Origin of the sequence: Streptomyces globisporus C-1027, assembly GCF_000261345.2 — a bacterium.
In the GTDB taxonomy this organism is placed as follows: Bacteria; Actinomycetota; Actinomycetes; order Streptomycetales; family Streptomycetaceae; genus Streptomyces; species Streptomyces pakalii.
Genome location: NZ_CP013738.1, coordinates 1,329,200 through 1,354,199, shown reverse-complemented (window position 1 = coordinate 1,354,199; position 25,000 = coordinate 1,329,200). Strand labels below are relative to the sequence as shown.

Annotated in this window: 22 protein-coding genes; 17 read left to right on the top strand and 5 right to left on the bottom strand. The window is 72.7% G+C overall.

The features are described from left to right. Positions 1 to 176: 176 nt before the first annotated feature. A complete protein-coding gene (locus tag WQO_RS05840) occupies positions 177 to 1,028 on the bottom strand; it encodes a siderophore-interacting protein (RefSeq protein WP_010057154.1) in 852 nt (283 codons plus the stop codon). Between the two features lie 70 nt (positions 1,029 to 1,098). Continuing rightward, entirely contained in the window at positions 1,099 to 2,007 is a 909-nt protein-coding gene (locus tag WQO_RS05835) for a 5'-3' exonuclease (RefSeq protein WP_010057155.1), read from the bottom strand. Positions 2,008 to 2,327: 320 nt separating this feature from the next. Here WQO_RS05835 and WQO_RS05830 point away from each other — a divergent pair, with 320 nt between their 5' ends. From WQO_RS05830 to WQO_RS05815, 4 genes are all read left to right on the top strand, one after another. Further along, positions 2,328 to 3,428: a quaternary amine ABC transporter ATP-binding protein gene (locus WQO_RS05830; RefSeq protein WP_010057156.1), complete on the top strand. Its 1,101-nt coding sequence runs from the start codon at positions 2,328 to 2,330 to the stop codon at positions 3,426 to 3,428. Then, positions 3,421 to 6,042 carry an ABC transporter permease/substrate binding protein gene (locus tag WQO_RS05825; protein ID WP_010057157.1) on the top strand — a complete coding sequence of 874 codons (2,622 nt, stop codon included), beginning with the start codon at positions 3,421 to 3,423 and terminating at the stop codon, positions 6,040 to 6,042. The genes WQO_RS05830 and WQO_RS05825 overlap by 8 nt, the downstream gene beginning before the upstream one ends. Positions 6,043 to 6,205: 163 nt before the next feature. Further along, entirely contained in the window at positions 6,206 to 6,751 is a 546-nt protein-coding gene (locus WQO_RS05820) for a helix-turn-helix domain-containing protein (protein ID WP_010057158.1), read from the top strand. A gap of 23 nt (positions 6,752 to 6,774) precedes the next feature. Next, positions 6,775 to 7,485, top strand: coding sequence for a helical backbone metal receptor (locus tag WQO_RS05815; RefSeq protein ID WP_010057161.1), 711 nt, complete (start codon positions 6,775 to 6,777; stop codon positions 7,483 to 7,485). Here the strand turns inward: WQO_RS05815 and WQO_RS05810 are convergent. Then, positions 7,424 to 8,599: a TDT family transporter gene (locus tag WQO_RS05810; RefSeq protein ID WP_010057162.1), complete on the bottom strand. Its 1,176-nt coding sequence runs from the start codon at positions 8,597 to 8,599 to the stop codon at positions 7,424 to 7,426. The two genes, WQO_RS05815 and WQO_RS05810, sit on opposite strands and share 62 nt — an antisense overlap. A 70-nt stretch (positions 8,600 to 8,669) precedes the next feature. Here WQO_RS05810 and WQO_RS05805 point away from each other — a divergent pair, with 70 nt between their 5' ends. After that, entirely contained in the window at positions 8,670 to 9,605 is a 936-nt protein-coding gene (locus WQO_RS05805; protein WP_010057163.1) for a LysR family transcriptional regulator, read from the top strand. Between the two features lie 48 nt (positions 9,606 to 9,653). Further along, a complete protein-coding gene (locus tag WQO_RS05800; RefSeq protein WP_010057164.1) occupies positions 9,654 to 10,766 on the top strand; it encodes a DUF2510 domain-containing protein in 1,113 nt (370 codons plus the stop codon). 27 nt (positions 10,767 to 10,793) lie between these two features. Here the strand turns inward: WQO_RS05800 and WQO_RS05795 are convergent, their stop codons facing one another. Then, complete coding sequence (locus tag WQO_RS05795; RefSeq protein WP_010057165.1) at positions 10,794 to 11,996, bottom strand: amino acid deaminase/aldolase; 1,203 nt, start codon at positions 11,994 to 11,996, stop codon at positions 10,794 to 10,796. A gap of 851 nt (positions 11,997 to 12,847) precedes the next feature. Between WQO_RS05795 and WQO_RS05785 the strand changes: the two genes are divergently transcribed. From WQO_RS05785 to WQO_RS05770, 4 genes are all read left to right on the top strand, one after another. After that, entirely contained in the window at positions 12,848 to 13,717 is an 870-nt protein-coding gene (locus WQO_RS05785; RefSeq protein ID WP_058954201.1) for a hypothetical protein, read from the top strand. Next, the gene (mycP, locus tag WQO_RS05780) at positions 13,714 to 14,895 is read left to right on the top strand and encodes a type VII secretion-associated serine protease mycosin (protein WP_010057171.1); all 1,182 of its coding nucleotides are present in this window, start codon (positions 13,714 to 13,716) and stop codon (positions 14,893 to 14,895) included. The genes WQO_RS05785 and mycP overlap by 4 nt, the downstream gene beginning before the upstream one ends. Positions 14,896 to 15,002: 107 nt before the next feature. Beyond that, a complete protein-coding gene (locus WQO_RS05775; protein WP_010057172.1) occupies positions 15,003 to 15,731 on the top strand; it encodes an SseB family protein in 729 nt (242 codons plus the stop codon). Positions 15,732 to 15,849: 118 nt separating this feature from the next. Next, the gene (locus WQO_RS05770) at positions 15,850 to 16,563 is read left to right on the top strand and encodes an MIP family channel protein (protein ID WP_010057173.1); all 714 of its coding nucleotides are present in this window, start codon (positions 15,850 to 15,852) and stop codon (positions 16,561 to 16,563) included. A 90-nt stretch (positions 16,564 to 16,653) separates the two neighbouring features. On the opposite strand, the gene WQO_RS05765 is transcribed toward WQO_RS05770, so the two are convergent. Next, the gene (locus tag WQO_RS05765; protein WP_010057174.1) at positions 16,654 to 17,016 is read right to left on the bottom strand and encodes a DUF1844 domain-containing protein; all 363 of its coding nucleotides are present in this window, start codon (positions 17,014 to 17,016) and stop codon (positions 16,654 to 16,656) included. 390 nt (positions 17,017 to 17,406) lie between these two features. On the opposite strand from WQO_RS05765, the gene infC reads away from it, so the two are divergent. The 7 genes from infC (at position 17,407) to pheT (ending at position 24,982) form a co-directional block, all read left to right on the top strand. Further along, positions 17,407 to 18,066: a translation initiation factor IF-3 gene (gene infC, locus WQO_RS05760; RefSeq protein WP_073824593.1), complete on the top strand. Its 660-nt coding sequence runs from the start codon at positions 17,407 to 17,409 to the stop codon at positions 18,064 to 18,066. 121 nt (positions 18,067 to 18,187) lie between these two features. Continuing rightward, positions 18,188 to 18,382 (top strand): 50S ribosomal protein L35, encoded by a 195-nt coding sequence (gene rpmI, locus WQO_RS05755; RefSeq protein WP_003970213.1) that lies wholly within the window; start codon positions 18,188 to 18,190, stop codon positions 18,380 to 18,382. Between the two features lie 107 nt (positions 18,383 to 18,489). Beyond that, a complete protein-coding gene (gene rplT, locus WQO_RS05750) occupies positions 18,490 to 18,873 on the top strand; it encodes a 50S ribosomal protein L20 (protein WP_003970214.1) in 384 nt (127 codons plus the stop codon). A gap of 114 nt (positions 18,874 to 18,987) precedes the next feature. Continuing rightward, positions 18,988 to 19,833 (top strand): TrmH family RNA methyltransferase, encoded by an 846-nt coding sequence (locus WQO_RS05745; RefSeq protein WP_010057188.1) that lies wholly within the window; start codon positions 18,988 to 18,990, stop codon positions 19,831 to 19,833. A gap of 170 nt (positions 19,834 to 20,003) precedes the next feature. Continuing rightward, positions 20,004 to 21,161 carry a sensor histidine kinase gene (locus WQO_RS05740; protein WP_029181979.1) on the top strand — a complete coding sequence of 386 codons (1,158 nt, stop codon included), beginning with the start codon at positions 20,004 to 20,006 and terminating at the stop codon, positions 21,159 to 21,161. A gap of 168 nt (positions 21,162 to 21,329) precedes the next feature. Continuing rightward, a complete protein-coding gene (pheS, locus tag WQO_RS05735) occupies positions 21,330 to 22,469 on the top strand; it encodes a phenylalanine--tRNA ligase subunit alpha (protein ID WP_010057190.1) in 1,140 nt (379 codons plus the stop codon). After that, complete coding sequence (gene pheT, locus WQO_RS05730) at positions 22,469 to 24,982, top strand: phenylalanine--tRNA ligase subunit beta (RefSeq protein ID WP_010057191.1); 2,514 nt, start codon at positions 22,469 to 22,471, stop codon at positions 24,980 to 24,982. The genes pheS and pheT overlap by 1 nt, the downstream gene beginning before the upstream one ends. The last annotated feature ends 18 nt before the right edge of the window (positions 24,983 to 25,000 follow it).

The window sequence follows — 25,000 nt, the reverse complement described above, 5'->3', positions numbered from 1 at the left end:
CCGCCGCAGGACCGGACGACCCGGCGGCCAAGAGGTTCGGCAGCCGGGGCTGTGCGCCTGCGGCCGGGCCGGCCCGCGGTGAGGGCGCCAGGCGGCCCCGGCCGGGGACCCCGGCGCTCAGGCGACCCGGAGGCCCCCGGTGGGTCAGGCGCCCCGGGCAACCCGGCAAGCAGCCGCTACGCGGCCTGCGTGCCGCTCTCCTGCTCGCGCTCCACCTGCTCGTTCCACTCGCGCTTCACCGCGCGCCACGCGTCGTCGTTCTGGCCGAGGCGCCAGTAGCCCGAGATCGACAGCTGCGGCAGCGGGATCTGCCGCTCCACGCGGAGATAGCGGCGGATCTCCTTCACGAAGCCCGCCTCCCCGTGCACGAACGCCTGGACCTCGCCCTCGGGGAAGTCCAACCCCTTCACGGCGGCGGTCAGCAGCTCGCCGACGGGCCGGTCCCCGCGGTGCAGCCAGGTCACGGCCACCCCGTCGGGCGTCACGATCTTCTGCTCCTCCGAGGCGTCCGGCACCTCGACGAAGGCGTGCACCAGCGCGCCCGCGGGCATCTGCTCCAGCGCCGCCGCGATCGCCGGCAGCGCGCTCTCGTCGCCTACCAGCAGATGCCAGTCCGCCGAGGCGTCGGGGCCGTAACCGCCGCCGGGGCCGAGGAACGTCACCTGCTCGCCCACCTGCGCCCGCTGGGCCCACGGTCCCGCCAGGCCCTCGTCGCCGTGCACGACGAAGTCCACGGCCATCTCCCGGGCGGCCGGGTCCCACGAACGTACCGTGTACGTACGGGTGGTGGGCCACAGCTCGCGCGGGTAGGACTCCCGGATGGCCGCCATGTCGAACGGGTGCGCGTAGTCCGCGCCCTCGGGCGCGAAGCACAGCTTGATGTAGTGGTCGGTGAAGCCGGAGAGGGAGAAGTCCGCGAGCCCCTCGCCGCCGAGGACCACCCGCACCATGTGCGGGGTGATCTGCTCGGTGCGCACGACCTGCGCCCCCTGGGCCTTGGGTCCCTGCCGGGCCGGCCGCTCTGCCACGAGGTACTCCCTGGTTCGAAGACTTAGGTATGCCTAAGTTAACACCTCGGCCGAGGCTCCGGTCGACCCCTCAGCGCTGAAGGACGGTCAGCAGGCGCTGGATCGCCCCGCTCAGCCCCCACTGCTCCGCCAGCGCCTCCAGGGCGGCCGGATCGAGTGGCTCGCCCGGCAGCGCCGGATCGAAGTCGGGCAGCGGGACATCCCCGGCCACCCGGACCACCTTCGGCGCGACGGCGACATAGGCGCGCGACTCGTCCAGCCGCTTGCGCTGCGACGGGGTCAGCTTCGCCCTCGGGTCGTCCACCGCCGCCATGATCCCGTCGAGATCGCCGTACGCGTCCAGCAGCTTCGCCGCCGTCTTCTCGCCGATGCCCGGGACGCCCGGGAGCCCGTCGCTCGGGTCGCCGCGCAGCAGCGCCAGATCCACGTACCCCGCGCCGTCCACACCGTACTTCTCACGCAGCCACGCCTCGTCGGTCAGCTGGAGCGTGCCGACGCCCTTGAGCGGGTAGAGCACGCGCACCTGGCGGGCGTCGTCCACCAGCTGATACAGATCGCGGTCTCCCGTGACGATGTCGACCGGGCCCTTCGCCCGCGCCGTGAGCGTGCCGATGATGTCGTCCGCCTCGTACGGCGTGACGCCGACCCGGGCGATCCCGAGCGCCGCCAGCACGTCCTCGATGATCGGGACCTGCGGCGACAGCGTGTCGGGGATCTCCTCCTCGTCCGTCTGCCCGGCGGGCGTCTCCTCGGCGACCCGGTGCGCCTTGTAGGTCGGGATCAGGTCGACCCGCCACTGCGGACGCCAGTCGTTGTCCCAGCAGGCGACCAGCTCGTCCGGCCGGTGGTCGTGCACCAGGCGGCCGATGAAGTCGAGGAGGCCGCGCACGGCGTTCACGGGCGTCCCGTCCGGCGCGCGCACCGAATCGGGCACCCCGAAGTAGGCGCGGAAGTACAGGGAAGCGGTGTCGAGGAGCATCAGGCGTCGCGTCACAGACCCGATGATGCCCCACGACACCGACAGTCGCTGAAAGTAACCGCTTACCCGCGCTCCGTTGCAGGTCAGTGACCTGGGTCACGGTCGCGTTTGGGTTGTGTAAGTGCGGGCAGGCGCGCCACCGGAGCGGACCACGTCGCATTTTCAACTAGTGCATGTGCCACGCGGACAGAGCCCGCATCGCTCCACGGTCTGCCGGAGGGGGTGGCAGACCGTTTTTCGGTTCAACGCGTGAGGTGTATGTGTCCAGGCTGCAGGCCGAGCACTTGTACAAAGTGTTCGGCAGACGACCCGATGAAGCCGTGCGGAAGCTCGAGAGCGGCTCGGACCGCGACGAGCTGCGCGCCGAAGGAACGACCGCTGCGGTGATCGACGCCTCGTTCACCGTCGAGCCGGGTCAGATCTTCGTCGTCATGGGGTTGTCCGGCTCGGGCAAGTCCACCCTGCTGCGGATGCTCAACGGTCTCCTCGACCCCACCGCGGGCCGGGTGCTCTTCGACGGTCAGGACCTGACCGCCCTGAGCCCCCGCGAGCTGCGGAGCGTCCGCTCCACCAAGATCAGCATGGTGTTCCAGCACTTCGCGCTCTTCCCCCACCGGAGCGTCCTGGAGAACGCCGCGTACGGCCTGGAGGTCCAGGGCGTCCCGCGCGAGGAGCGTGAGGTGCGCGCCGCCGAGGCTCTGCGGCTCACGGGCCTCGAAGGCTGGGAGAAGTCCTGGCCCGACGAGCTGTCCGGCGGTATGCAGCAGCGCGTGGGCCTCGCCCGCGCCCTGGCGACCGACGCCGACCTGCTGCTCATGGACGAGTCCTTCAGCGCGCTCGACCCGCTGATCCGCCGTGACATGCAGGACCAGCTCCTGGAGCTCCAGAAGCGCCTGAAGAAGACCATCGTCTTCATCACGCACGACCTCAACGAGGCCATGCGCCTCGGCGACCGGATCGCCGTCATGCGCGACGGGAAGATCGTCCAGCTCGGCAGCGCCGAGGACATCCTCGTCACCCCGGCCAACGACTACGTCGCCTCGTTCACCCAGGACGTCGACCGCTCCCGGGTGCTCACCGCCGGCGCGATCATGGCCGAGCCGCACACCGTGATGGGCGGCAGGGCCGCGGACGGCACGGAACTGCGCACCCCGCAGGACGTGCTCGCCGCCGCCCCCGCCACGGTCGCCGAGGACACCCCGATCATCGACCTGTTCACGCCGTGCTCGCAGAGCCCGGACCCGGTCGCCGTCACCGACGCCAAGGGCAAGCTCGTCGGCGTCGTCCCCAGCTCCCGGCTGCTCGCCGTCCTCGGCGAGCCGATGACCCCGGCCGAGGCCCCCCGCGACACCGAGCCCACGGCCGACATCAAGAAGGCCGACGTGAAGAACGCCGACGTGAAGAAGGTGGCCGGTGTTTAGGCTCCCCCTCGGCGAATGGGTCGACTCCGCGGTCGACTGGCTGCAGACCCACCTCGTCTGGCTCTTCGACGCCATCAGCTCGATCGTCAGCGGCATGTTCGACGGCATAGCCGCCGTCCTGTCCGCCCCCGCACCGCTGCTGTTCGCGGGCATCGTCGCCGTCATCGCCTGGTGGCTGCGCGGCCTGCCCGCCGCCCTGCTCACCTTCGTCGGATTCGCCCTCATCGACTCCGTCGAACTGTGGGACGAGGCGATGGACACCCTCACCCTGGTGCTCGTCGCGACCCTCGTCACCCTGGTCATCGCCGTACCGCTGGGCATCTGGGCCTCCCGGTCCAAGACGGTCAGCGCGGTGGTCCGCCCGGTCCTGGACTTCATGCAGACCATGCCCGCCATGGTCTACCTGATCCCCGGCGTCATCTTCTTCGGCGTCGGCGTGGTCCCCGGCATCATCGCCACGATCATCTTCGCGCTGCCCCCGGGCGTCCGGATGACCGAGCTCGGTATCCGGCAGGTCGACGGTGAGCTCGTCGAGGCGGCCGAGGCCTTCGGCACCACCTCGCGCAACACCCTGCTGCGCGTCCAGCTGCCCCTCGCCCTGCCCACGATCATGGCCGGAATCAACCAGGTCATCATGCTCGGCCTGTCCATGGTCGTCATCGCGGGCATGGTCGGCGGCGGCGGCCTCGGCGGCTCCGTCTACCGCGCCATCGGCAACGTCGACGTCGGCCTCGGCTTCGAGGCGGGCATCTCCATCGTCATCCTCGCCATGTACCTGGACCGGATGACCGGCGCGCTCGGCACCGTGGTCTCCCCGCTGGGCCGCCGCGCGGTCGTCAAGGCCCGTGCGATGGCCGAGGGCTGGAAGATCTGGACCTACCGCCCGCAGCCCGTGGTCGCGGTCGCCGCCATCGTCGCCCTTGCCCTCGTGGCGGGCGGCATGAGCGTCTTCGGCGGCTCCAAGAACGACACCGCCGGCAAGAGCGCGCAGGTCGGCGACGGCAAGAAGATCTCCATCGGCTACATCCCGTGGGACGAGGGCATCGCCTCCACGTTCCTCTGGAAGGAGATGCTGGAGCAGCGCGGCTTCGAGGTCGACGTCAAGCAGTACGAGGCCGGCGCGCTGTACACCGGCATGGCCAACGGGCAGATCGACTTCCAGACCGACTCCTGGCTGCCGGTCACCCACGCCAGCTACTGGAAGAAGTACCAGGACCGCCTGGAGGACATGGGCTCCTGGTACGCCCCCACCTCGCTGGAGCTGGCCGTCCCGGCGTACATGAAGGACGTCAAGACGATGGAGGACCTGAAGGGCCGGGCCTCCGAGTTCAAGGGCCGTATCGTCGGCATCGAGCCGAGCGCCGGCGAGATGGGCCTGCTCAAGGACAAGCTGCTGCCGGGTTACGGCCTGGACAAGGAGTACAAGCTCATCGACGGCTCCACGCCGTCCATGCTGGCCGAGCTGAAGCGCGCGTACGCCAAGAAGGAACCGATCGTCGTTCCGCTCTGGTCGCCGCACTGGGCCTACAACGACTTCGACCTCACCAAGCTCAAGGACCCCAAGGGTCTGTGGGGCAAGGGCGACGGCATCCACACCCTGGCGCGCAAGGGCTTCTCGCAGGAGAACCCCGAGGTCGCCAAGTGGCTGAAGAGCTTCAAGATGACCGAGAAGCAGCTCACCAGCCTGGAGGCCGAGATCCAGAAGGCCGGATCCGGCAAGGAGCAGGAAGCCGTCCGCACCTGGCTGAAGGCCAACTCCGGTGTCGTCGACAAGTGGGCCCCCGCCCCGAAGGCCGCCCAGGCCGTGAGCGGTGACGACGAGCGCAAGCGCCCGGTCGAGGTCGCCTGGTTCCCCTGGGAGGAGGACATCGCCGCCACGTACCTGTGGAAGGCGGTCCTGGAGGAGCGCGGCTACAAGATCAACCTCAAGCAGTTCGAGATCGGCCCCATGTACGCGGCGATGTCGCGCGGCCAGATCGACGTCCAGTTCGACGGCTGGCTGCCGTACACCCAGAAGAATTACTGGGACAAGTACAAGGACAAGCTGACGGACATCGGCTCCTGGTACGGGCCCACCTCCGTGGAGGTCGCGGTCCCCGACTACGTCAAGGACGTCAAGTCGCTGGAGGACCTGAAGGGCAAGGGCTCCGACTTCAAGGGGCGGATCGTCGGCATCGAGCCCGGCACCGCCGTCATGGAGAACCTCAAGGAGAACGTCCTGCCGAAGTACGGCCTGGACGGCGAGTACAAGGTCGTCGACTCCTCCACGCCCGGCATGCTGGCCGAGCTGAAGCGCGCGTACGCCAAGAAGGAGCCCATCGCCGTCCTGCTGTGGACTCCGCACTGGTCGTACAACGAGTACGAGCTCACCAAGCTGAAGGACCCGCAGAAGGTGTTCGGTGAGGGCGACCGGCTGCACACCATCGCCTCCAAGGCGTTCCCGGAGCAGTACCCGCAGCTGACCAAGTGGTTCAAGGACTTCAAGCTCACCGAGAAGCAGCTCGGCGGCCTGGAGAACGAGATCCAGAAGCGCGGCGCGGGCCGTGAGGAGGAAGCCGTGAAGGCCTGGATGGACGACAACCCGGGCATCGCGGACACCATGGCGCCCCAGTAGGGCCCACGGGCACGAGAACACCGGCAGGAAAGGGGTGGCGCCGCCTTCGGGCGGGCCACCCCTTTCCGGCTTTCCGGAGGTCGTTTTCCGGACGTCGTGCGCAACCATGTGCGTAAGGTGCTGGCAACCGCGAGGATGGGCGGGTGCGGGAGGGAGCTCGGACATGGACGACAAGGACACACCGCGGGTGGGCGCCGCGGTCCGGCGCCGACGCAGAACCCTCGGCCTCACGCTGGCCGCGGTCGCCGAGCGCAGCGGGCTCTCCGTGCCCTTCCTCAGCCAGATCGAGAACGAACGGGCCCGCCCCAGCGCGCGCTCCCTCGACCGGGTCGCCGAAGCGCTGGAGACCACCACCAAGAAGCTCCACGCCGCCGCCGACTCCGCCCGCGCCGTGGACGTCGTCCGGGGCGAGGAGGGCGAGGGCGTACGCCGCCTGGTGCGCGGCCGCCACCAGCTCAGCGCCCTGGAGTTCTCCGGCGAACCGGACCTGGGGCGCGAGTTCCAGCACCGCAACGACGAGCTGATGTACGTCGTCGCGGGCGCCGTCGACGTCGAGGCGGAGGGCCAGGTGCACCGGCTGGAGAGCGGCGACACCCTGTTCCTCTCCGGCGGGGTCCGCCACCGCTGGCGCGCCACCGTGCCCGCCACCAAGCTCCTGGTCGTCTCGGTGGCCGAGCACATCGATGCCACCTTCGACTCGCGCCGCTGAGCGTCCTGGAGGCTGGAGTGCCCGTGCGCGTCGTCTCGCTGGTCCCCTCGCTCACCGAGGCCGTCGCCGTGAGCGCCCCCGGGCTGCTCGTCGGCGTCACCGACTGGTGCACCCATCCCGCGGACCTCGCCGCCGCCCGGATCGGCGGCACGAAGAACCCGGACGTGGCCGCGATCGCCGCCCTCGCCCCCGACCTCGTGATCGCCAACGAGGAGGAGAACCGGGCCCCCGACCTCGACGCCCTCCGCGCCGCCGGGCTCGACGTCCTGGTCACCGAGGTCCGCACCCTGGACCAGGCCCTCGCCGAACTCCACCGCGTCCTCGTCGACGGCTGCGGGCTCGCCCGGCCCCGCTGGCTGGACGAGGCGGAGGCCGCCTGGGCCGCCCTGCCCGCGCCCGTCGCAAGCCCGCGCCCCGCCGTCGTACCGATCTGGCGCAGGCCCTGGATGGTGCTCGGCCACGACACCTTCGCCGGGGACCTCCTCTCCCGCCTCGGCGTCCGCAACGTGTACGCCGACCACCCCGAGCGCTACCCCCGCATCCCCGTCGACGAGCTGAACGCCTCGGGGGCCGAGCTGGTCGTGCTGCCCGACGAGCCCTACCGCTTCACCGCCGACGACGGGCCCGAGGCCTTCCCCGCCCTGCCCGCCGCACTCGTCGACGGGCGGCTGCTCACCTGGTACGGGCCGTCGCTGGCCGAGGCGGCACGGGCGCTGCCGTCAGCGCTCCGCTGAGCACCCCGCGCACCGTCCGCGTCCCGGCCGCCGCCCACGCCACGACCAGGAACACATACAGCGCCACCGCGAGCCAGGCCAGCGCGTCCAGGCCGGTGTGCCGGGCCAGACCCGCCGCCCCCGTCACACACGTACCGACGGGGAAGGTGAACGCCCACCACGTCATCGCGAACCCCATCCCGTTCCGGGCGGCCCGCACCACCATCGCGGCCGCCAGGGCCAGCCACAGCAGCGCGAAGCCCATCACCGGCACCCCGTACAGGACGGCGAACGCGCCGAACGCCGAGGCGTAGGGGGCCGCGACCGCCCCCGGGGCGACATCGGCCAGCTGGTTGACGGCGGTCGTCGACTGGCCGAGCGGCCCCAGCACCAGAAACAGCGTCGGGGTCAGTGCGAGCGGCAGCAGACCGTGGTGGACCAGCCGCGAGAAGACCAGCGGCAGCACCACCAGCGTGGCCAGCAGCGACAGGCCGAACATCGCGTAGCAGGCCAGCAGCAGCGCCTCGCGCCCCTGCCCGGGCCCCAGGTGCGGCACCAGCAGCGCCCCCTGCGAGGCCGACACCATCGGCGCGACCAGCGGCAGCAGCCAGACCGGCGACGCGGTCCCGGGCGCGGGACGGTGGCGTACGACCATCAGATACGGCACCACGACGGCGGCGGCCAGCCCCACCGCCGTACCCGCCGCGAACAGCACCACGTCCACCGCGACCGCCGCCCGCGCGCCCACCACGTCCACGCCCACCGTCAGGGTGGCCCCGCCGACGGCCATCAGTGCCATCGCCAGACAGCCGTAGAACGGGGCGACCGCCGGGTCCAGGAGGTGGGCGCGGGCCTGGTCGCGGTGGTGGATCCAGTGCCCGGCCCGCGCGGTGAGGACGGCCAGGAGCAGCACGGCCGACAGCGCCCACACCAGCGTGCAGGCCGTGCGCAGCCCGGGAACGTCCACCGGGAGGGCCGCGCCGGCGGACGCGACGATCGCGGTGCCCATCACGCTCGCGTACCAGTTCGGGCCGATGTGCCGCAGGGACGGCAGCCGCGTCGGAACCGCCGTCCGGGGGAGCGTGGGGTCGGAGAACGGCTGAAGCGATGCCTGGGTCTGCGGAAAGATGGCCATGCCACGATTCTTCGCGGGCGCTTCTCCCCCCACCAGAGACCGCGTTCCTATGAGGCCATAAGCTGACTTTATGACCGGCGACGAACCCCAGACACCCCCCATCCCCCTCGCCCACCGGGTTCCCGACCTCGGGGCGCTGGAACTGCTGCTCGCCGTCGCCCGGCACGGCAGTCTCGGCCGGGCCGCCCGGGACGTCGGCATCACCCAGCCCGCCGCCTCCAGCCGCGTCCGGTCCATGGAGCGGCAGCTCGGCGTCACCCTGCTGGACCGTTCCCCGCGCGGCTCCCGGCTCACCGACGCGGGCGCGCTGGTCACCGACTGGGCGCGTCGGGTCGTCGAGGCGGCCGAGGCCTTCGACGCGGGCACACAGGCCCTGCGCGACCGCCGCGACTCCCGGCTGCGGGTCGCCGCCAGCATGACCATCGCCGAATACCTGCTGCCGGGGTGGCTGATCGCGCTGCGCGGGGAGCGCCCCGACACCGCGGTCTCGCTCCTCGTCGGCAATTCGGCGGCCGTCGCCCGCCGCCTGGTCACCGGCGAGGCCGACCTCGCCTTCGTCGAGGGCCTGTCGATACCGGAGGGCCTCGACGGCACCGTCATCGCCCACGACCGCCTCGTCGTCACGGTCGCCCCCACCCACCCCTGGGCCCGCCGCCGCACCCCGCTGCTGCCCGGCGAACTCGCCGCCACCCCGCTGATCCTGCGCGAACACGGCTCCGGCACCCGCCAGGTCCTGGACGCCGCTCTCGCCGTGCACGGCGGCCTCGCCCAGCCGCTGCTGGAACTCTCCTCCACCACGGCGGTCAAGGGCGCGGCCGAGAGCGGCGCGGGCCCCTGCGTCCTGAGCGAACTGGCCCTGGGCGAGGAGCTGTCCTCCCGCCGCCTGGTCAAGGTCCCGGTCGCGGGCGTACGGCTGCGCCGCCAGCTGCGGGCCGTCTGGCCCGGCGGCCACCGCCCCACGGGCCCGGCCCGCGATCTGCTGTCCCTGACGGGCCGCGACAGCTGAACCCGGGACTCTCGTGAGCGTGTCGGAGGCGGACTTTAGAGTGTGGGCATGAGCTACGCGACGCCGCCCGGCTGGTATCCGGACACGGGTGCACCCGGCCTGGAGCGCTGGTGGGACGGCACGGCCTGGACCGCGCACACCCGCACGCTCGCCGCCGAACGTGCCGCACCGCACCAGTCGCCCGCACCGGCGCAGTCCGGCGCGGCGGGGATCGGCCCGGGGGAGTTCGGACCGGCCGCGTCCGGTCCTGCCGCGTCCGGTCCGGCGGGGTTCGGCCCGGCGGAGGGCGGACCGGCACAGTCCGGCGCGGGGGAGTTCGGTCCTGCCGGGTTCGGTCCGCCGTCGCTTCCGCCGTCGCTTCCGCTCCCGCACCAGCGCGGCCCGCACGACGGAGCCGGAAGCGGCAACCGGACGAAGATCCTGGCGCTCACGCTCTCCGGGGTGCTGGTCCTGGGCGCGGCCGTCACCGGCGCGATCCTGCTCGGCCGCGACGAGGGCGGTACGCCGGCGGCCCCGGCGACGACCACCTCGACGTCGGCCCCCGTCACCACCCCCTCGGCCACCGCCACGGCCTCCGACGAGCTCGCCCCGGACGAGAACCCGGCTGTCCTCGTCGACCAGCTCAACGGGGTCACGGTGCCGGTGCCCCAGGGCTGGGAGAAGCCGAGGAGCAGCTCGTCCGACGTCCCCACCATCCGTACCGTCCAGTCCTACGACTGCCCCGGCGGCTCGTCCTTCTGCTACCACGGCACGGTCACCACCCACACCACCCGGAGCGCCGAGACCGACCCCGAGGCCCTGGCCGAGGCCGATATCGTCACCGCCGCCGACCTGGCCTACGAGGAGGACAGCCTCGGCCGCCGCAACCACGGCGGCATCACCGCGCACAAGGTGCTCAAGGCCGAGCAGCTCTCCGTCGCCGGACGGGCCGGCTACCTGGTGCGCTGGCAGGTCACCACCGGCAAGGGGCCCGGCGGATACGTGCAGTCCGTCGCCTTCGCCTCCTCCGTGGGCAGCGGCACCCCCGTCATCGTCCGGCTCGCCTTCGACGCGGACGTCGCCGAGCTGCCGCTCTCGCTGATGGACACGATCACCCGGGGCATCCGCCCCCTCGGCGACAGCGCGACGAGCGGAGGCGTGGGCGCGTCGATCAGCCCCTGAGCCCGCCGAACCCGCGCGTCCTCCGGGTCAGAGGAAGGTCTGCCCCTCGCCCCGGTACGTGGGAACGCTCGCCGTGACCCGGTCGCCCTCGATCAGGTGCAGCGTGTCGAAGCGCTCGCACAGCTCCCCGGCCTTGGCGTGCCGGAACCAGACCTTGTCACCGATCAGCAGATCGTCGGCGGGGGAGCCCAGCAGCGGCGTCTGCACCTCGCCCGCGCCCTCCTGCGGGTCGTAGCGCAGCCCCTCCGGCAGATACGGCACCGGCGAGCGGTCCGCGCCGGCCGCACCGGACGCCGGATAGCCGCCCCCGAGGACCGTCACCACGCCCACCCCGGGCCGGCGCACCACGGGCTGCGCGAACAGGGCCGCCGGGCGGGCGGTGAACGACGTGTAGTTGTCGAACAGCCGGGGCACGTACAGCCCCGAACCGGCGGCGATCTCCGTCACCGCGCTCTCGGCCGCCGTGTGCTGCACGCTGCCGGTGCCGCCGCCGTTGACGAACTCCAGCTCCGGCGTGACCGCCCGGACCGCCCGTACCACCTCGGCCCGGCGCACCGCGAGCTCCTTGCGGGCGGCGGCCTGCATCAGCCGGATCGCCCGGGACCGCAGCGGCCGCCCGGCGACCGCGTCCCCGACCCCGGCGACATGGCCCTCGTACGCCATCAGACCCACCAGCCGGAAGCCAGGCCTGCGCGCCACCGAGCGGGCCAGTTCGGCGAGCTGGGCGGGGGAGCGCAGCGGCGAACGCAGCGCCCCGATCCGCACCCGGCCGCCCAGCATCCGCAGCGAGGTGTCCAGCTCCAGGCAGACCCGGATCTCCTGGCGCCCACCGGCTCGGGAGGCGTCGATCAGCTCCAGCTGGGAGTGGTCGTCCACCATCACGGTCACCGCCGCGGCCAGCTTCGGATCGGCGGCCAGCTCGGCGAAGGCGCCCCGGTCGGCCGACGGGTAGGCGAGCAGGACGTCCTCGAACCCGGCCCGCGCCAGCCACAGCGACTCCGCCAGCGTGTACGACATGACCCCGGCGAACCCGGGCCGCGCGAGCACCCGCTCCAGCAGGGCCCGGCACCGCACCGACTTGCTCGCCACCCGGACCGGCTTCCCCGCCGCCCGTCGCACCAGATCGTCGGCGTTGGCGTCGAACGCCTCCAGATCCACGATCGCGATCGGGGCGTCGAGATGGGCGGTGGCCCGGTTGTAGCGGGTCCGGTCAGCGGCGCGGGCAGTCATGGCCGCAGCTTGCCAGAGAGCCGCTACGGCTGGGTAGGGGGACGATCGGGACAGATCCTCCACCGGCGGGGAGTCCCGTTCCCCGCGGCCCGTCCGCAGCCCGTAGAGTGACCTGCACGCGAGCACCAACGGGCCTGTCAGCGGCGGTGATCCGTGGTCGGTACGAGGATGTGTCAGCAGGGGGCCGGATGAGTACCGAAGCGCAGCGCGCTCCCGTCCCGCCCCGCCCGGCCACCCCGCCCGCGAAGCCCCCGACACCACCCCGGCCCGTCACGCCCCCGGCCCCCGTCGCCTCGGCCCCGGTGCCCCCGGGCCCCGCCTCGGCGGCCCCTCCGGTTTCCGCGACCTCGGCCCCGTCGGCTCCCGCTTCCGCGCCCCCTGCCGGTTCGGTTCCGCAGGGAACGTCCGCGCCGACGGCCCGGCGGCCCTCGCCCCCCGGCCCGACGAGCCCGGCAGGGCAGTCCCGCACGTCGGCCTCCGCCTCGGAGGCTCCCACCGCGCCGTCCGCCCCGTCGGCCGCGTCGGACCGCTGCGGCCCACCGGCGGCCTTCACCCAGCAAGGCGCATCGCGCCGACAGGCGGCTCCCTCGCCCGCCCCACCCGCCGCGCGCCCCGCGCAGGGCCCGGCGCCCGTGGCGAGCCCCGCGTCCTCCGCGCGTGCCGCGAACCCCGCGCCCGTCACACGCCCGGGCCCGCCCGCCGCGCAGGGCCCGGCGCCCGTGCCGCCCGCCGCGAGCCCGGCCCCGCCCACCACGCGCCCCGCGTACCCCGCCCCGCCCGCCACCCACCCCACCCCGGTCACTCCCACCCCACACCCCGTCACCCGCCGCAGGCCCGTCGGAGCCGTCGATCTGACGCCCGCGCCGGGGGCCGTTCCGCAGCCCCCCGGTGGCTATCGGGCCCCCGTCCGTTACGCCTTCCCGGAGACGCCCGTCGAGACCACCACCCGGCTGCGCCCCGTCCGGCCCCGGCAGCGGTGGCGTACGGCCGCGGCCGCCGCCTGTGTCGTGCTCGGCCTCGGGCTCATCGGCGGGGCCGCCACCGGCGCCTGGCTGACCGGCGACTCCTCGGCCGGGACCGCCAAGAGCCCGTACACCGCCGCCCGTGCCGCCTGGCACAGCGTCCCCGCCGACACGCTGTTCCCGCGCACCCTGAAGGGCCGGGGCGCGGGCCCCGGCGGCACCCACCGCACCTGGAACCGGGTCGCCGTCGCCGCCGACAGCACCTGCAAGGACGGGCTCGACCCGCTGCTCCTGACCACGCTCCGGTCCGTCGGCTGCGAGCGGATGGTGCGCGCCACCTACACCGACGCCACCCGCTCCGCCGTCACCACCGTCGGTCTCGTCTTCACCGAGGCCGACGCCTCCGGCATGCAGGCCCTGCGCACCCGGTTCACCGAGCAGAAGCTCGGCGCGCGCAAGGACCTCATGCCCCGTACGTACGCCCCCGAGGGCACCCCCGCGGCCTCCTTCGGCAACGGGCAGCGCGCCAGCTGGACGGTCAACCCGCTCACCGAGATCCCGGTCGTCGTCCTCTCCGTCTCCGGTTTCGCGGACGGCCGCGCCGTCGCCGAACCGCAGCCCGCCGCCGACGCCATGGCCTCCGGCGCCGGGACGGACATCGCCCAGGCCGGGCTCGGCCACGAGGCGAAGGGCGTCGCGGACCGCGTGGAGCGCGGACTGCGCACAGCCGTCGCCGAACTCACGGAGCAGCCCGGATGACCCGACGACCCCGCCGCGCCCTCGCCGCGGTCTGCGCCGCCGCCGTCCTCGCCCTCACCGCCGCCGCGCCCGCCCACGCCGACGCCATCCGCGATCAGCAGTGGGCCCTGGACGCCCTGCACACGGACCGGGCCTGGCAGACCACCCGGGGCGACGGCGTCACCGTCGCCGTCCTGGACACCGGGGTCGACGACGCCCACCCCGACCTCACCGGCCAGGTGCTCCCCGGCAAGGACCTCGTCGGCTTCGGCGCCGCCCGCGGCGACTCCTCCTGGGCCCTGCACGGCACCGCCATGGCCGGCATCATCGCCGGACGCGGCAACGGCCCCGGCCGCACCGACGGCATCCTCGGCATCGCCCCCGAAGCCCGGATCCTGCCGGTCCGGGTCATCCTCGAATCCAAGGACCCGGCCCGTGCCAAGGCCCGCAAGTCCCGGGGCGCCGCCCTCGCCGACGGGATCCGCTGGGCCGCCGACAACGGCGCCGACGTCATCAACCTCTCCCTGGGCGACGACAGCAAGTCCGCCCACCCCGACCCCGGCGAGGACGCGGCCATCCAGTACGCCCTGTCCAAGGGCGTCCCCGTGGTCGCGTCGGCGGGCAACGGCGGCGAGAAGGGGGACCGGATCTCCTACCCCGCCGCCTACCCGGGCGTGATCGCGGTCGCCGCCGTCGACGAGTACGGCACCCACGCCTCGTTCTCCACCCGCCGCTGGTACGCCACCGTCAGCGCCCCCGGCGTCGACATCGTGGTCGCCAACCCCGACGGGCACTACTACATCGAGTGGGGCACCTCCGCCGCCGCCGCGTTCGTCTCCGGCGCGGTCGCCCTCGTCCGGGCCGCCTACCCCGGTCTCTCCCCGGCCCAGATCAAGAAGCTCCTTGCCGACACCGCCCGCGACGCCCCCGCCCAGGGCCGCGACGACGCCCGCGGCTACGGCATCGTCGACCCGGCGGAGGCCATCGAGGCGGGCGCCCGGCTGCGCCCCGCGGACCTGGACGCCAAGGCCGCCCCGGCCGGACACCGGGGGCGGTACTTCGGCGCCGGCCCGACCCCGCCCCGTACCGCCGACGGGACGGCCAACTGGGCCGCCCCGCTCGCCGGCGGCCTCGGCGCGGCGCTGCTGGCGGCCGCCGTCGTCCTGTGGCGCGGCCGGAACGCCCCCGCCCGCCGTTGAGCACCGCTCACCCCTTCGGCGTACGCCGGGCCCGGCCGCCGCGATCGAGCACGGGCGCCGCGACACCTGCGGGCAGGCCCCCGGACGCCAGGCACTACCCTCGTCCCGTGGAGCTCAAGAACATTCCGGACCCCGGTTTCTCCGACGACGACGGCTCGGCGTCCCCGGCCCTGACCAGCGCGCTCGACGCCTGGTCCCGGGACCGCAGCGCCGTCGGCCCGGTTCTCACCGCCCTGCGGGACGCCCGGCTCCTCGTCCCCGTCGTCGCCGTTCTCGGCGAGGTCGAGGAGGACGAGAACGGACTCCGGCGCGAGAAGACCAGCGACATGGCCGTCCCCACCCTGAAGGCGGGCGACCGGCGGGCGCTCCCCGCCTTCACCTCCACCGCCTCGCTGGCGCTCTGGGACCCCGAGGCGCGCCCCGTCGCCGTACCGCTGCACCAGGCCCTCCAGGCCGCCGCCCACGAGAAGGCCGACACCGTCGTGCTGGACCTCGCCGGGCCCGTCGCCTTCGAGCTGAGCGGGCAGGCGCTCCTGGCACTGGCCGAGAACCGCACCAGCACCGACCCGCTCCAGGACCCCGCCGTCATCGAAGCCGTCCGGGAGACCGTGGCCGCCGACCCCGCCGTGGTCCGCGCCCACCTCGGCCCCGGCACCGCGGACGGCACCCTCGCGCTCGTCCTCGCCCCGGACGCGGTGCCCGCCGATGCGGCCCGCCGTATCGCGCAGGCCCTCTCGGCCAGCGAGGTGCTGCGGGCCCGGCTGGTCAGCGGCCTGGACCTCGCCCTCCTCCCCGCCGGGACGACCATGCCGGGAGAGCCCCTCTTCGCCCGCTGATCGCCCCTTGATCGTCGGGTCGGCACCGGCCCGACGAGCGCGAACCGCGCGCCGCCGTGAGAATTGTCGGGAAAATCGGATGAATCCGACCTATCGGACGACATCGCGAGGTGGTTCCATGCAGAAGCGGATCGTGGCGTCAGAGTTTCTCGGCACTTTGCTGCTGGTGTTCTTCGCCGTGGGGTCCGCGGTGGTCGCCGTCGAATACCTCGGCACGGTGGGCATCGCCCTCACCTTCGGCTTCACCCTCCTCGCGCTGGCCTACGCGCTCGGCCCGATCTCCGGCTGCCATGTCAACCCGGCGGTGACGCTGGGCATGCTCATGGCCGGCCGCATCGACCTCCGTACGGCCGTCGAGCGCTGGGTGGCCCAGTTCCTCGGCGCGATCGTCGGAGCCGCCCTGCTGTTCCTGCTGGCGAAGCAGATCCCCGGTCTGGAGACCAGCGGCGAGTTCGGCACGAACGGCTACGACGACCGGTCGGCCGTCGGCATCAACATCGGCGGCGCGTTCCTCGCCGAGGTCGTGCTGACGTTCCTGCTCGTCTACGTGGTCCTGGCGGTCACCCACAAGGTCGCGGTCACCGGCTTCGACGGGCTGCCCATCGGCCTGGCGCTCGCGGCGATCCACCTGGTGGGCATCCCGCTGACCGGCACCTCGGTCAACCCGGCGCGCAGCTTCGGCCCGGCGCTCTTCGCGGGCGGCGCGGCCCTCTCCCAGCTCTGGCTGTTCATCGTCGCGCCGCTGGTCGGCGGAGCGATCGCTGCCTACGCCCACCGGCTCACCCACCCCTTCCCCAACGTCCTGCCCGAGGAGACCGAGGACGCCATCTGAGGGCCCGCGAACGGTCCCGGCGCGCACGCGCGGGAGCCCGCCGCCCCACGGGGGACGGCGGGCTCCTTGGCGTACGGGGGAGGGGTGCGGCTAGCCGTAGACAGGACCGGTGTACTTCTCGCCGGGGCCGTGGCCGGGCTCGTCCGGCACCAGCGAGGCCTCACGGAAGGCGAGCTGGAGCGACTTCAGGCCGTCGCGCAGAGGTGAGGCGTGGAAGGTGCTGATCTCCGTGGCGCTCGCGTCCAGCAGTCCGGCCAGCGCCTGGACCAGCTTGCGGGCCTCGTCGAGGTCCTTGTGCTGCTCGCCCTCCTCGGTGAGGCCGAGCTTCACGGCGGCCGCGCTCATCAGGTTGACGGCGACCGTCACGATCACCTCGACCGCGGGGACCTCCGCGATGTCGCGGGCCATGTCGTCGAAGCCGGGGTTCTCACTGCTGGGGGTCGCGTCGCTCATGCCCACACGATAAGGCCAGGCCACCGCCCTCCTGCCCGCGGGCGTCCCTCCGGTCTCCGTGGTGCGGGCCCCGGGGATCGTGCGGTAGTCTGGAGGAACGACCGGCCGGACATCTATGTGCCCGGCCCACAAGTGGAGGCTCCGATCTCCCACCTGGCTGTCCGTTCAGGACGGCGGGTCACCGGTCAGGCGGCGACCATCGTTCCGTACGGACGATGGGCCCGCCCGATAGCCCCGCGGTTCACCGCGGCGGTGTTCCGGTAGTTCCTGGAGCCTCGCCTTGTGTCCCGTCCGGGGCATTTTTGCGCTTCCGGCGCGGTTGGTCTTGACGTTACAAGACGTTACGCGGCTGTCCGCCAGGCGGTCGCGTGGTGCTACCGAGGAGGATCCATCAGCGCCGAGCCCCGCATCAACGACCGGATTCGCGTTCCCGAGGTCCGACTTGTCGGTCCCAGCGGCGAGCAGGTCGGGATTGTTCCGCTTGCCAAGGCCCTGGAACTCGCACAGGAGTACGACCTCGACCTGGTCGAGGTGGCGGCGACAGCCCGTCCGCCCGTGTGCAAGCTCATGGACTACGGGAAGTTCAAGTACGAGTCGGCCATGAAGGCCCGTGAGGCGCGCAAGAACCAGGCGCACACGGTCATCAAGGAGATGAAGCTCCGGCCGAAGATCGACCCGCACGACTATGACACCAAGAAGGGTCATGTCGTCCGGTTCCTCAAGCAGGGCGACAAGGTCAAGATCACGATCATGTTCCGTGGTCGTGAGCAGTCCCGCCCTGAGCTGGGCTTCCGACTGCTCCAGCGTCTCGCTTCGGACGTCGAGGACCTGGGCTTCATCGAGTCCAACCCGAAGCAGGACGGCCGGAACATGATCATGGTTCTGGGCCCGCACAAGAAGAAGACCGAAGCCATGGCCGAAGCCCGTGAGGCCCAGGCCGCCCGTAAGGCGGAGCGTCAGGGCACGACCGACGCACCGTCCGAGGGCGAGACCGCCGAGGCCCCGGCCGACGCGGCCGAGGCTCCGGCCGAGACACCTTCCGAGGCGTGACCTTCGGGGGCCGCCACCCAGGCGCCCCCGGGTCATCCCGGAATCCCATAGAGATCTGACGCCCCTGCAGTCCGGTGCTCCGCACCGTGAGGGGCGCCACTGACGAGGAGAGAACGGCGCGATGCCGAAGAACAAGACGCACAGCGGTGCCAGCAAGCGCTTCAAGATCACCGGCTCCGGCAAGGTGCTCCGCGAGAGGGCCGGCAAGCGCCACCTGCTCGAGCACAAGTCGTCCAAGAAGACCCGCTCGCTGACCGGCACGGTCGTCGTGGCTCCGGCCGACGCCAAGAAGATCAAGAAGCTTCTCGGCAAGTGAGGCCCGGCCTCCGGTTCGCCCCGGAGGCACGACCTCGATCACACCGGGACCAATTCGTTTCCGGGCCGTGTGAAGACACCCACGGCCCCGCTACAAGGAGTTAACAAGTGGCACGCGTCAAGCGGGCAGTCAACGCCCACAAGAAGCGCCGGGCAATCCTCGAAGCCGCCAGCGGCTACCGCGGTCAGCGCTCGCGTCTGTACCGCAAGGCCAAGGAGCAGGTCACCCACTCCCTGGTCTACAACTACAACGACCGCAAGAAGCGCAAGGGCGACTTCCGTCAGCTGTGGATCCAGCGCATCAACGCCGCTGCCCGCCAGAACGGCATGACGTACAACCGCCTCATCCAGGGTCTGAAGGCCGCCAACATCGAGGTGGACCGCAAGATCCTGGCCGAGCTCGCGGTCAACGACGCCAACGCGTTCGCCGCCCTCGTCGAGGTCGCCCAGAAGGCCCTCCCGAGCGACGTCAACGCCCCGAAGGCCGCCTGATCCAGGCCCCACCTTCCAGGTACGTGAACCGGACCCGCAGGCGCACGCCGCCTGCGGGTCCGGTGCGTTGCCGCTGACCCCCACCGCCGTACGCAGAGAGGCTCGCCGCCGACCATGGGCACCCCCGAACTGATCTCCCCGCGCTCCCCGCGCGTCGCCGCCGCCCGCCGGCTGGCCCGCCGCAACTTCCGGGGCAAGGAGCGCAGGTTCATCGCCGAGGGGCCCCAGGCCGTACGCGAGGCCGCCGCCCACCGCGGCGGGGACGGTGAGCCGACCCTCATCGAACTGTTCGCTACCCCCGAGGCCGCCGACCGGTACGCCGACATCGTCGAGGCCGCCCACACGGCGGGCGCCCGGGTCCACCTGGCCGACACCGACGTCCTCGCCGACGTCTCCCAGACCGTCACCCCGCAGGGCCTCATCGGCGTCTGCCGCTTCCTGGACTCCCCGTTCCAGGAGATCCTGGACGCCCGGCCCACCCTGGTGGCCGTTCTGGCCAACGTCCGCGACCCCGGGAACGCCGGTACGGTACTGCGCTGCGCGGACGCCGCGGGCGCGGACGCGGTCATCCTGACCGACGCCTCCGTCGACCTCTACAACCCCAAGTCCGTACGCGCCTCGGTCGGTTCGCTCTTCCACCTCCCCGTCGCCGTCGGCGTCCCCGTCGACCAAGCCGTCCAGGGCCTGCGCGACGCCGGGGTGCGGATCCTCGCCGCCGACGGGGCCGGGGCCGACGACCTGGACGACGAACTGGACGCGGGCACGATGGGCGGCCCCACCGCCTGGGTCTTCGGCAACGAGGCCTGGGGGCTCCCCGAGGAGACCCGCGCGCTCGCCGACGCCGTCGTCCGCGTCCCCATCCACGGCAAGGCGGAGAGCCTCAACCTCGCCACCGCCGCCGCCGTCTGCCTCTACGCCTCGGCCCGCGCGCAGCGTCCGCGGCGCGCCCCCGACGCGTAACCCAGCGCCGTCCTCGCGGCCCTGCCATCCGATCCCGGCCATTCCCGCGCCCCCTCCCACCGGCGCACTCCCCTCCGCGCCCCCACAGGGTGTCGCCGGTTCACCGACGACTAGTAGGGTGACGAACTCGGGGGCCCACTGCACCGGTTCGAGAGGTGGGGTACGGGAAGATGGCTGTCGGCATGAGTTCGCCGCGACCGGCGCGCACCACCGCCGTGCGCGCCGCGGCCGAGGCGCCGGCCGGTCCTGCGGCCGGTCCGGACTCCCTCGGAGCGGGCCTTGACCCGGACGACCTTCCCGACGGTCTCGTCGTCGCCGACGAGCACGGACACGTCATCTGCTTCAACACCGCCGCCGCCCGGATCACCGCCACCCCCCGCGCCGACGCGATCGGCCGGCCGCTGGAGGCCGTCCTTCCGCTGGAGGACCTCAAGGGCAAGCGCTGGTGGCCGCTGACCGACCCGTACGGCGGTCTGGCCACCCGCAACGGCCAGCCCGAGCGCAATCTGCTGCTGCCCGGCGGCCGCGAGGTGCTGGTCTCCGCCCGTTACGTACGGGAGCACCCGACCGGGCCGGTGCGCCGGGTCGTGGTCTGCCTGCGGGGGACCGAGGCCCGTCGGCGTACCGAACGCAGCCACGCCGAACTGATCGCGACCGTCGCCCACGAGCTGCGCTCCCCGCTGACCTCCGTCAAAGGGTTCACCGCCACGCTGCTCGCCAAGTGGGAGAGGTTCACCGACGACCAGAAGCGGCTGATGCTGGAGACCGTCGACGCCGACGCCGGCCGGGTCACCCGGCTCATCGCCGAACTGCTCGACATCTCCCGCATCGACTCCGGACGCCTGGAGCTGCGCCGCCAGCCCGTCGACATCTCCGCCGCCGTGGCCCGGCACATCCAGGCGCTCATCACCGGCGGCCAGGCCGCCGAACGCTTCCTCGTCCGCACCCGAGGACCGCTGCCCGACCTGTGGGCCGACCCGGACAAGGTCGACCAGGTCCTCGGCAACCTCCTGGAAAACGCGGTGCGCCACGGCGAGGGAACCGTCACCATTGAGATCGCCCCGGCACCCGCGCCGGGCGCCGACGACGAGACGGGAACGGCTGTCACCGTGAGCGACGAAGGCCCCGGCATCCCCGAGGAGTCGATGAGCCGCGTCTTCACCCGCTTCTGGCGGGGCAGCAAGCGCGGCGGCACGGGCCTGGGCCTCTACATCGTCAAGGGCATCGTCGAGGCCCACGGCGGCACCATCACCGTCGACCGGGGACCCGGCGGCGGAGCCGAGTTCCGATTTATTCTGCCCGTGAGCATGCCCGCCTATCTGAAGTAGAGGGGTTTGCGCAGCAATCAGGCAGGGTGGTGGTGGGCGACGGGAGGGCTGAGCGGCCCCACGGGCGCCCCGACCGTCCTGCGGCCCGTAGACTCGACCTTTGGCACCTTTGCGTCCAACGGTCTCCGGCCGGGTCGCGCCATCAGCCAATCGGAAGCACGGGAAGAGATGTCGGCACCGAACAAGTCGTACGACCCAGTCGAGGTCGAGGCACTGAAACCGGAAGAGATCGAGCGCCTGCGGGACGAGGCGTTCGCCGCCTTCGCCGCCGCCGGTGACCTCGACGCGCTCGCCCAGGCGAAGACCGCGCACACCGGAGGTACCTCGCCGCTGTCCCTCGCCAACCGCGAGATCGGCGCCCTGCCCCCGCAGGCCAAGGCCGAGGCGGGCAAGCGCGTGGGCCAGGCCCGCGGCGCCGTCTCCAAGGCCCTGGCCGCCCGCCAGGCCGAGCTGGAGGCCGAGCGCGACGCCCGGGTGCTCGTCGAGGAGGCCGTGGACGTCACGCTGCCCTACGACCGCACCCCGGCCGGCGCCCGCCACCCGCTGACGACGATCATGGAGCGCGTCGCGGACGTCTTCGTGGCCATGGGCTACGAGGTCGCCGAGGGCCCCGAGGTCGAGGCGGAGTGGTTCAACTTCGACGCCCTGAACTTCGTGCCCGACCACCCGGCCCGCCAGATGCAGGACACCTTCTTCGTCCAGGGCACCACGCCCGACGGCAAGGCCACCGAGGGCGACGAGTCCGGCGTCGTGCTGCGTACGCACACCTCCCCGGTCCAGGCGCGCTCGCTGCTGGAGCGCAAGCCCCCCGTCTACGTGGTCTGCCCCGGCCGGGTCTACCGCACCGACGAGCTGGACGCCACGCACACCCCGGTCTTCCACCAGATCGAGCTGCTCGCCGTCGACGAGGGCCTCACCATGGCCGACCTCAAGGGCACCCTCGACCACATGGTCCAGGCGCTCTTCGGGCCGGACATGAAGACCCGGCTGCGGCCGAACTTCTTCCCGTTCACCGAGCCGTCCGCCGAGATGGACATGGTCTGCTACGTCTGCCGCGGCGAGTCCGTCGGCAACCCCGACCGCCCCTGCCGCACCTGCGGCAGCGAGGGCTGGATCGAGCTGGGCGGCTGCGGCATGGTCAACCCCAAGGTGCTCACCGCCTGTGGCGTCGACCCCCAGAAGTACAGCGGATTCGCCTTCGGGTTCGGCATCGAACGGATGCTGATGTTCCGCCACAACGTCGAAGACATGCGAGACATGGTCGAGGGTGACGTCCGGTTCACCCGGCCGTTCGGGATGGAGATCTGATGCGCGTCCCGCTTTCCTGGCTGCGGGAGTACGTCGACCTGCCGGAGACGGAGACCGGCCGTGACGTCCAGGCCAAGCTCGTCTCCGTCGGCCTGGAGGTCGAGACCGTCGAGCAGATCGGCGCGGGCCTCAAGGGCCCCCTGGTCGTCGGACAGGTCCTGACCATCGAGGAGCTGGAGGGCTTCAAGAAGCCCATCCGCTTCTGCACCGTCGACGTCGGCACCGCCAACGGCACCGGCGAGCCGCAGGAGATCGTCTGCGGCGCCCGTAACTTCTCGGTCGGCGACAAGGTCGTCGTGGTCCTCCCGGGCGCCGTCCTGCCCGGCGACTTCGCGATCGCCGCCCGCAAGACGTACGGCAAGACCTCGCACGGCATGATCTGCTCCACCGACGAGCTCGGCATGGGCGACGACGGCACGCACGGCATCATCGTGCTGCCGCCGGAGCACGAGGTCGGCACCGACGCGATCGAGCTGCTCCAGCTCGTCGACGAGGTCCTCGACATCGCCGTCACCCCGGACCGGGGCTACTGCCTCTCGATGCGCGGTGTCGCCCGCGAGACCGCCACCGCCTACGGGCTGCCGCTGCGCGACCCGGCGCTGCTGGACGTGCCCGCGCCCAACGCGTACGGCTACCCGGTGCAGATCTCCGACCCGATCGGCTGCGACCGGTTCACCGCCCGCACCGTCACCGGTCTCCAGCCCGAGGCCCGCTCCCCGATCTGGATGCAGCGCCGCCTCCAGAAGGCCGGGATGCGGTCGATCTCGCTGGCCGTCGACATCACCAACTACGTGATGCTGGAGCTCGGCCAGCCGCTGCACGCCTACGACCGCAACCGGGTCGACGGGCCGATCGGCGTGCGCCGCGCCACCCAGGGCGAGAAGCTCACCACCCTGGACGGCACCGTGCGCGTGCTGGACGCCGAGGACCTGGTCATCACCGACAACCGGGGCCCCATCGGCCTCGCGGGCGTCATGGGCGGCGCCAACACCGAGATCGCCGACGCGGACGGCGAGCACGCCCTCACCACCGAGGTCGTCATCGAGGCCGCGCACTTCGACGCGATCTCGATCGCCCGCACCGCGCGCCGCCACAAGCTGTCCTCCGAGGCGTCCAAGCGCTTCGAGCGCGGCGTCGACCCGCAGGCCGCCGCAGCAGCGGCGCAGCGCACGGTGGACCTGCTGGTCCTCCTCGCGGGCGGCACCGCCGAGGCCGGGGTCACCGAGATCACCTCGCCCCACGCGCCGCGCACCATCGCCATGCCGGCGAACCACCCGGACAAGGTGGCCGGTGTGGAGTACGGCCGTGAGACCGTCGTCCGCCGCCTCCAGGAGGTCGGCTGCGACGTCTACGGGCAGGACGAGCTGATCGTCACCGTCCCGTCCTGGCGTCCCGACCTGAACGAGCCGAACGACCTCGCCGAAGAGGTCATCCGGCTGGAGGGCTACGAGAACCTGCCCTCCACGCTGCCCACGCCCCCCTCCGGGCGCGGTCTCACCGAACGGCAGCGGCTGCACCGCCGCATCGGCCGAGTGCTGGCCGGAGCCGGTTACGTCGAGGCGCTGAGCTACCCGTTCATCGGCGACGCGGTCCTCGACCAGCTCGGCCTGGAGGCGGACGACGCGCGCCGCCGTACGGTCAAGCTGGTCAACCCGCTCTCCGACGAGGAGCCGGCGCTGCGCACCACGCTGCTGCCGGGCCTCCTCGGCGCCCTGCGCCGCAACGACGGCCGCGGCAACCACGACCTGGCGCTCTTCGAGACGGGTCTGGTCTTCCGGCCGACGGGCGAGGAGAAGCAGGCCGTCCGGCTGCCCGTCGACCGCCGCCCCACCGACGAGGAGGTCGCCGGTCTGAACGCGGCCCTGCCGCGTCAGCCGCGCCGCGCCGCCGTCGTCCTCGCGGGCGCCCGCGAGCAGGCCGGCTGGTGGGGCAAGGGCACCCCGGCGACCTGGGCGGACGCGATCGAGGCCGCCCGGTCCATCGCGGCCGAGGCAGGCGTCGAGGTCATCGTCCGCGCCGACCAGCACGCCCCGTGGCACCCGGGCCGCTGCGCCGCGCTGTACGTCAACGTGAACGGCGAGGAGACCCTCTTCGGACACGCGGGCGAACTGCACCCGCGGGTGATCAAGGCGCTCCACCTGCCCGAGCGGACCTGCGCCGCGGAGGTCGAGCTGGACGTCCTGGAACAGGCCGTCGACGGAGCGCTCCAGGCGCCCCGGATCTCCACCTTCCCGGTGGCGACCCAGGACGTCGCGCTCGTCGTCGCCGGGGACGTCCCGGCCGCCGACGTGGAGCGGGCGCTGCGCGAGGGCGCGGGTGAACTCCTCGAATCGCTGCGGCTGTTCGACGTCTTCACCGGCGAGCAGATCGGCGGGGGCAACAAGTCCCTGGCGTACGCGCTGCGCTTCCGCGCCGCCGACCGCACGCTGACCGTCGAGGAGGCGTCGGCCGCCCGCGACAGCGCGGTGGCCCTGGCCGCCGAGCGTACGGGCGCGGTGCTGCGCGGGGCGTGACACCCCCTGGGCGTGCGT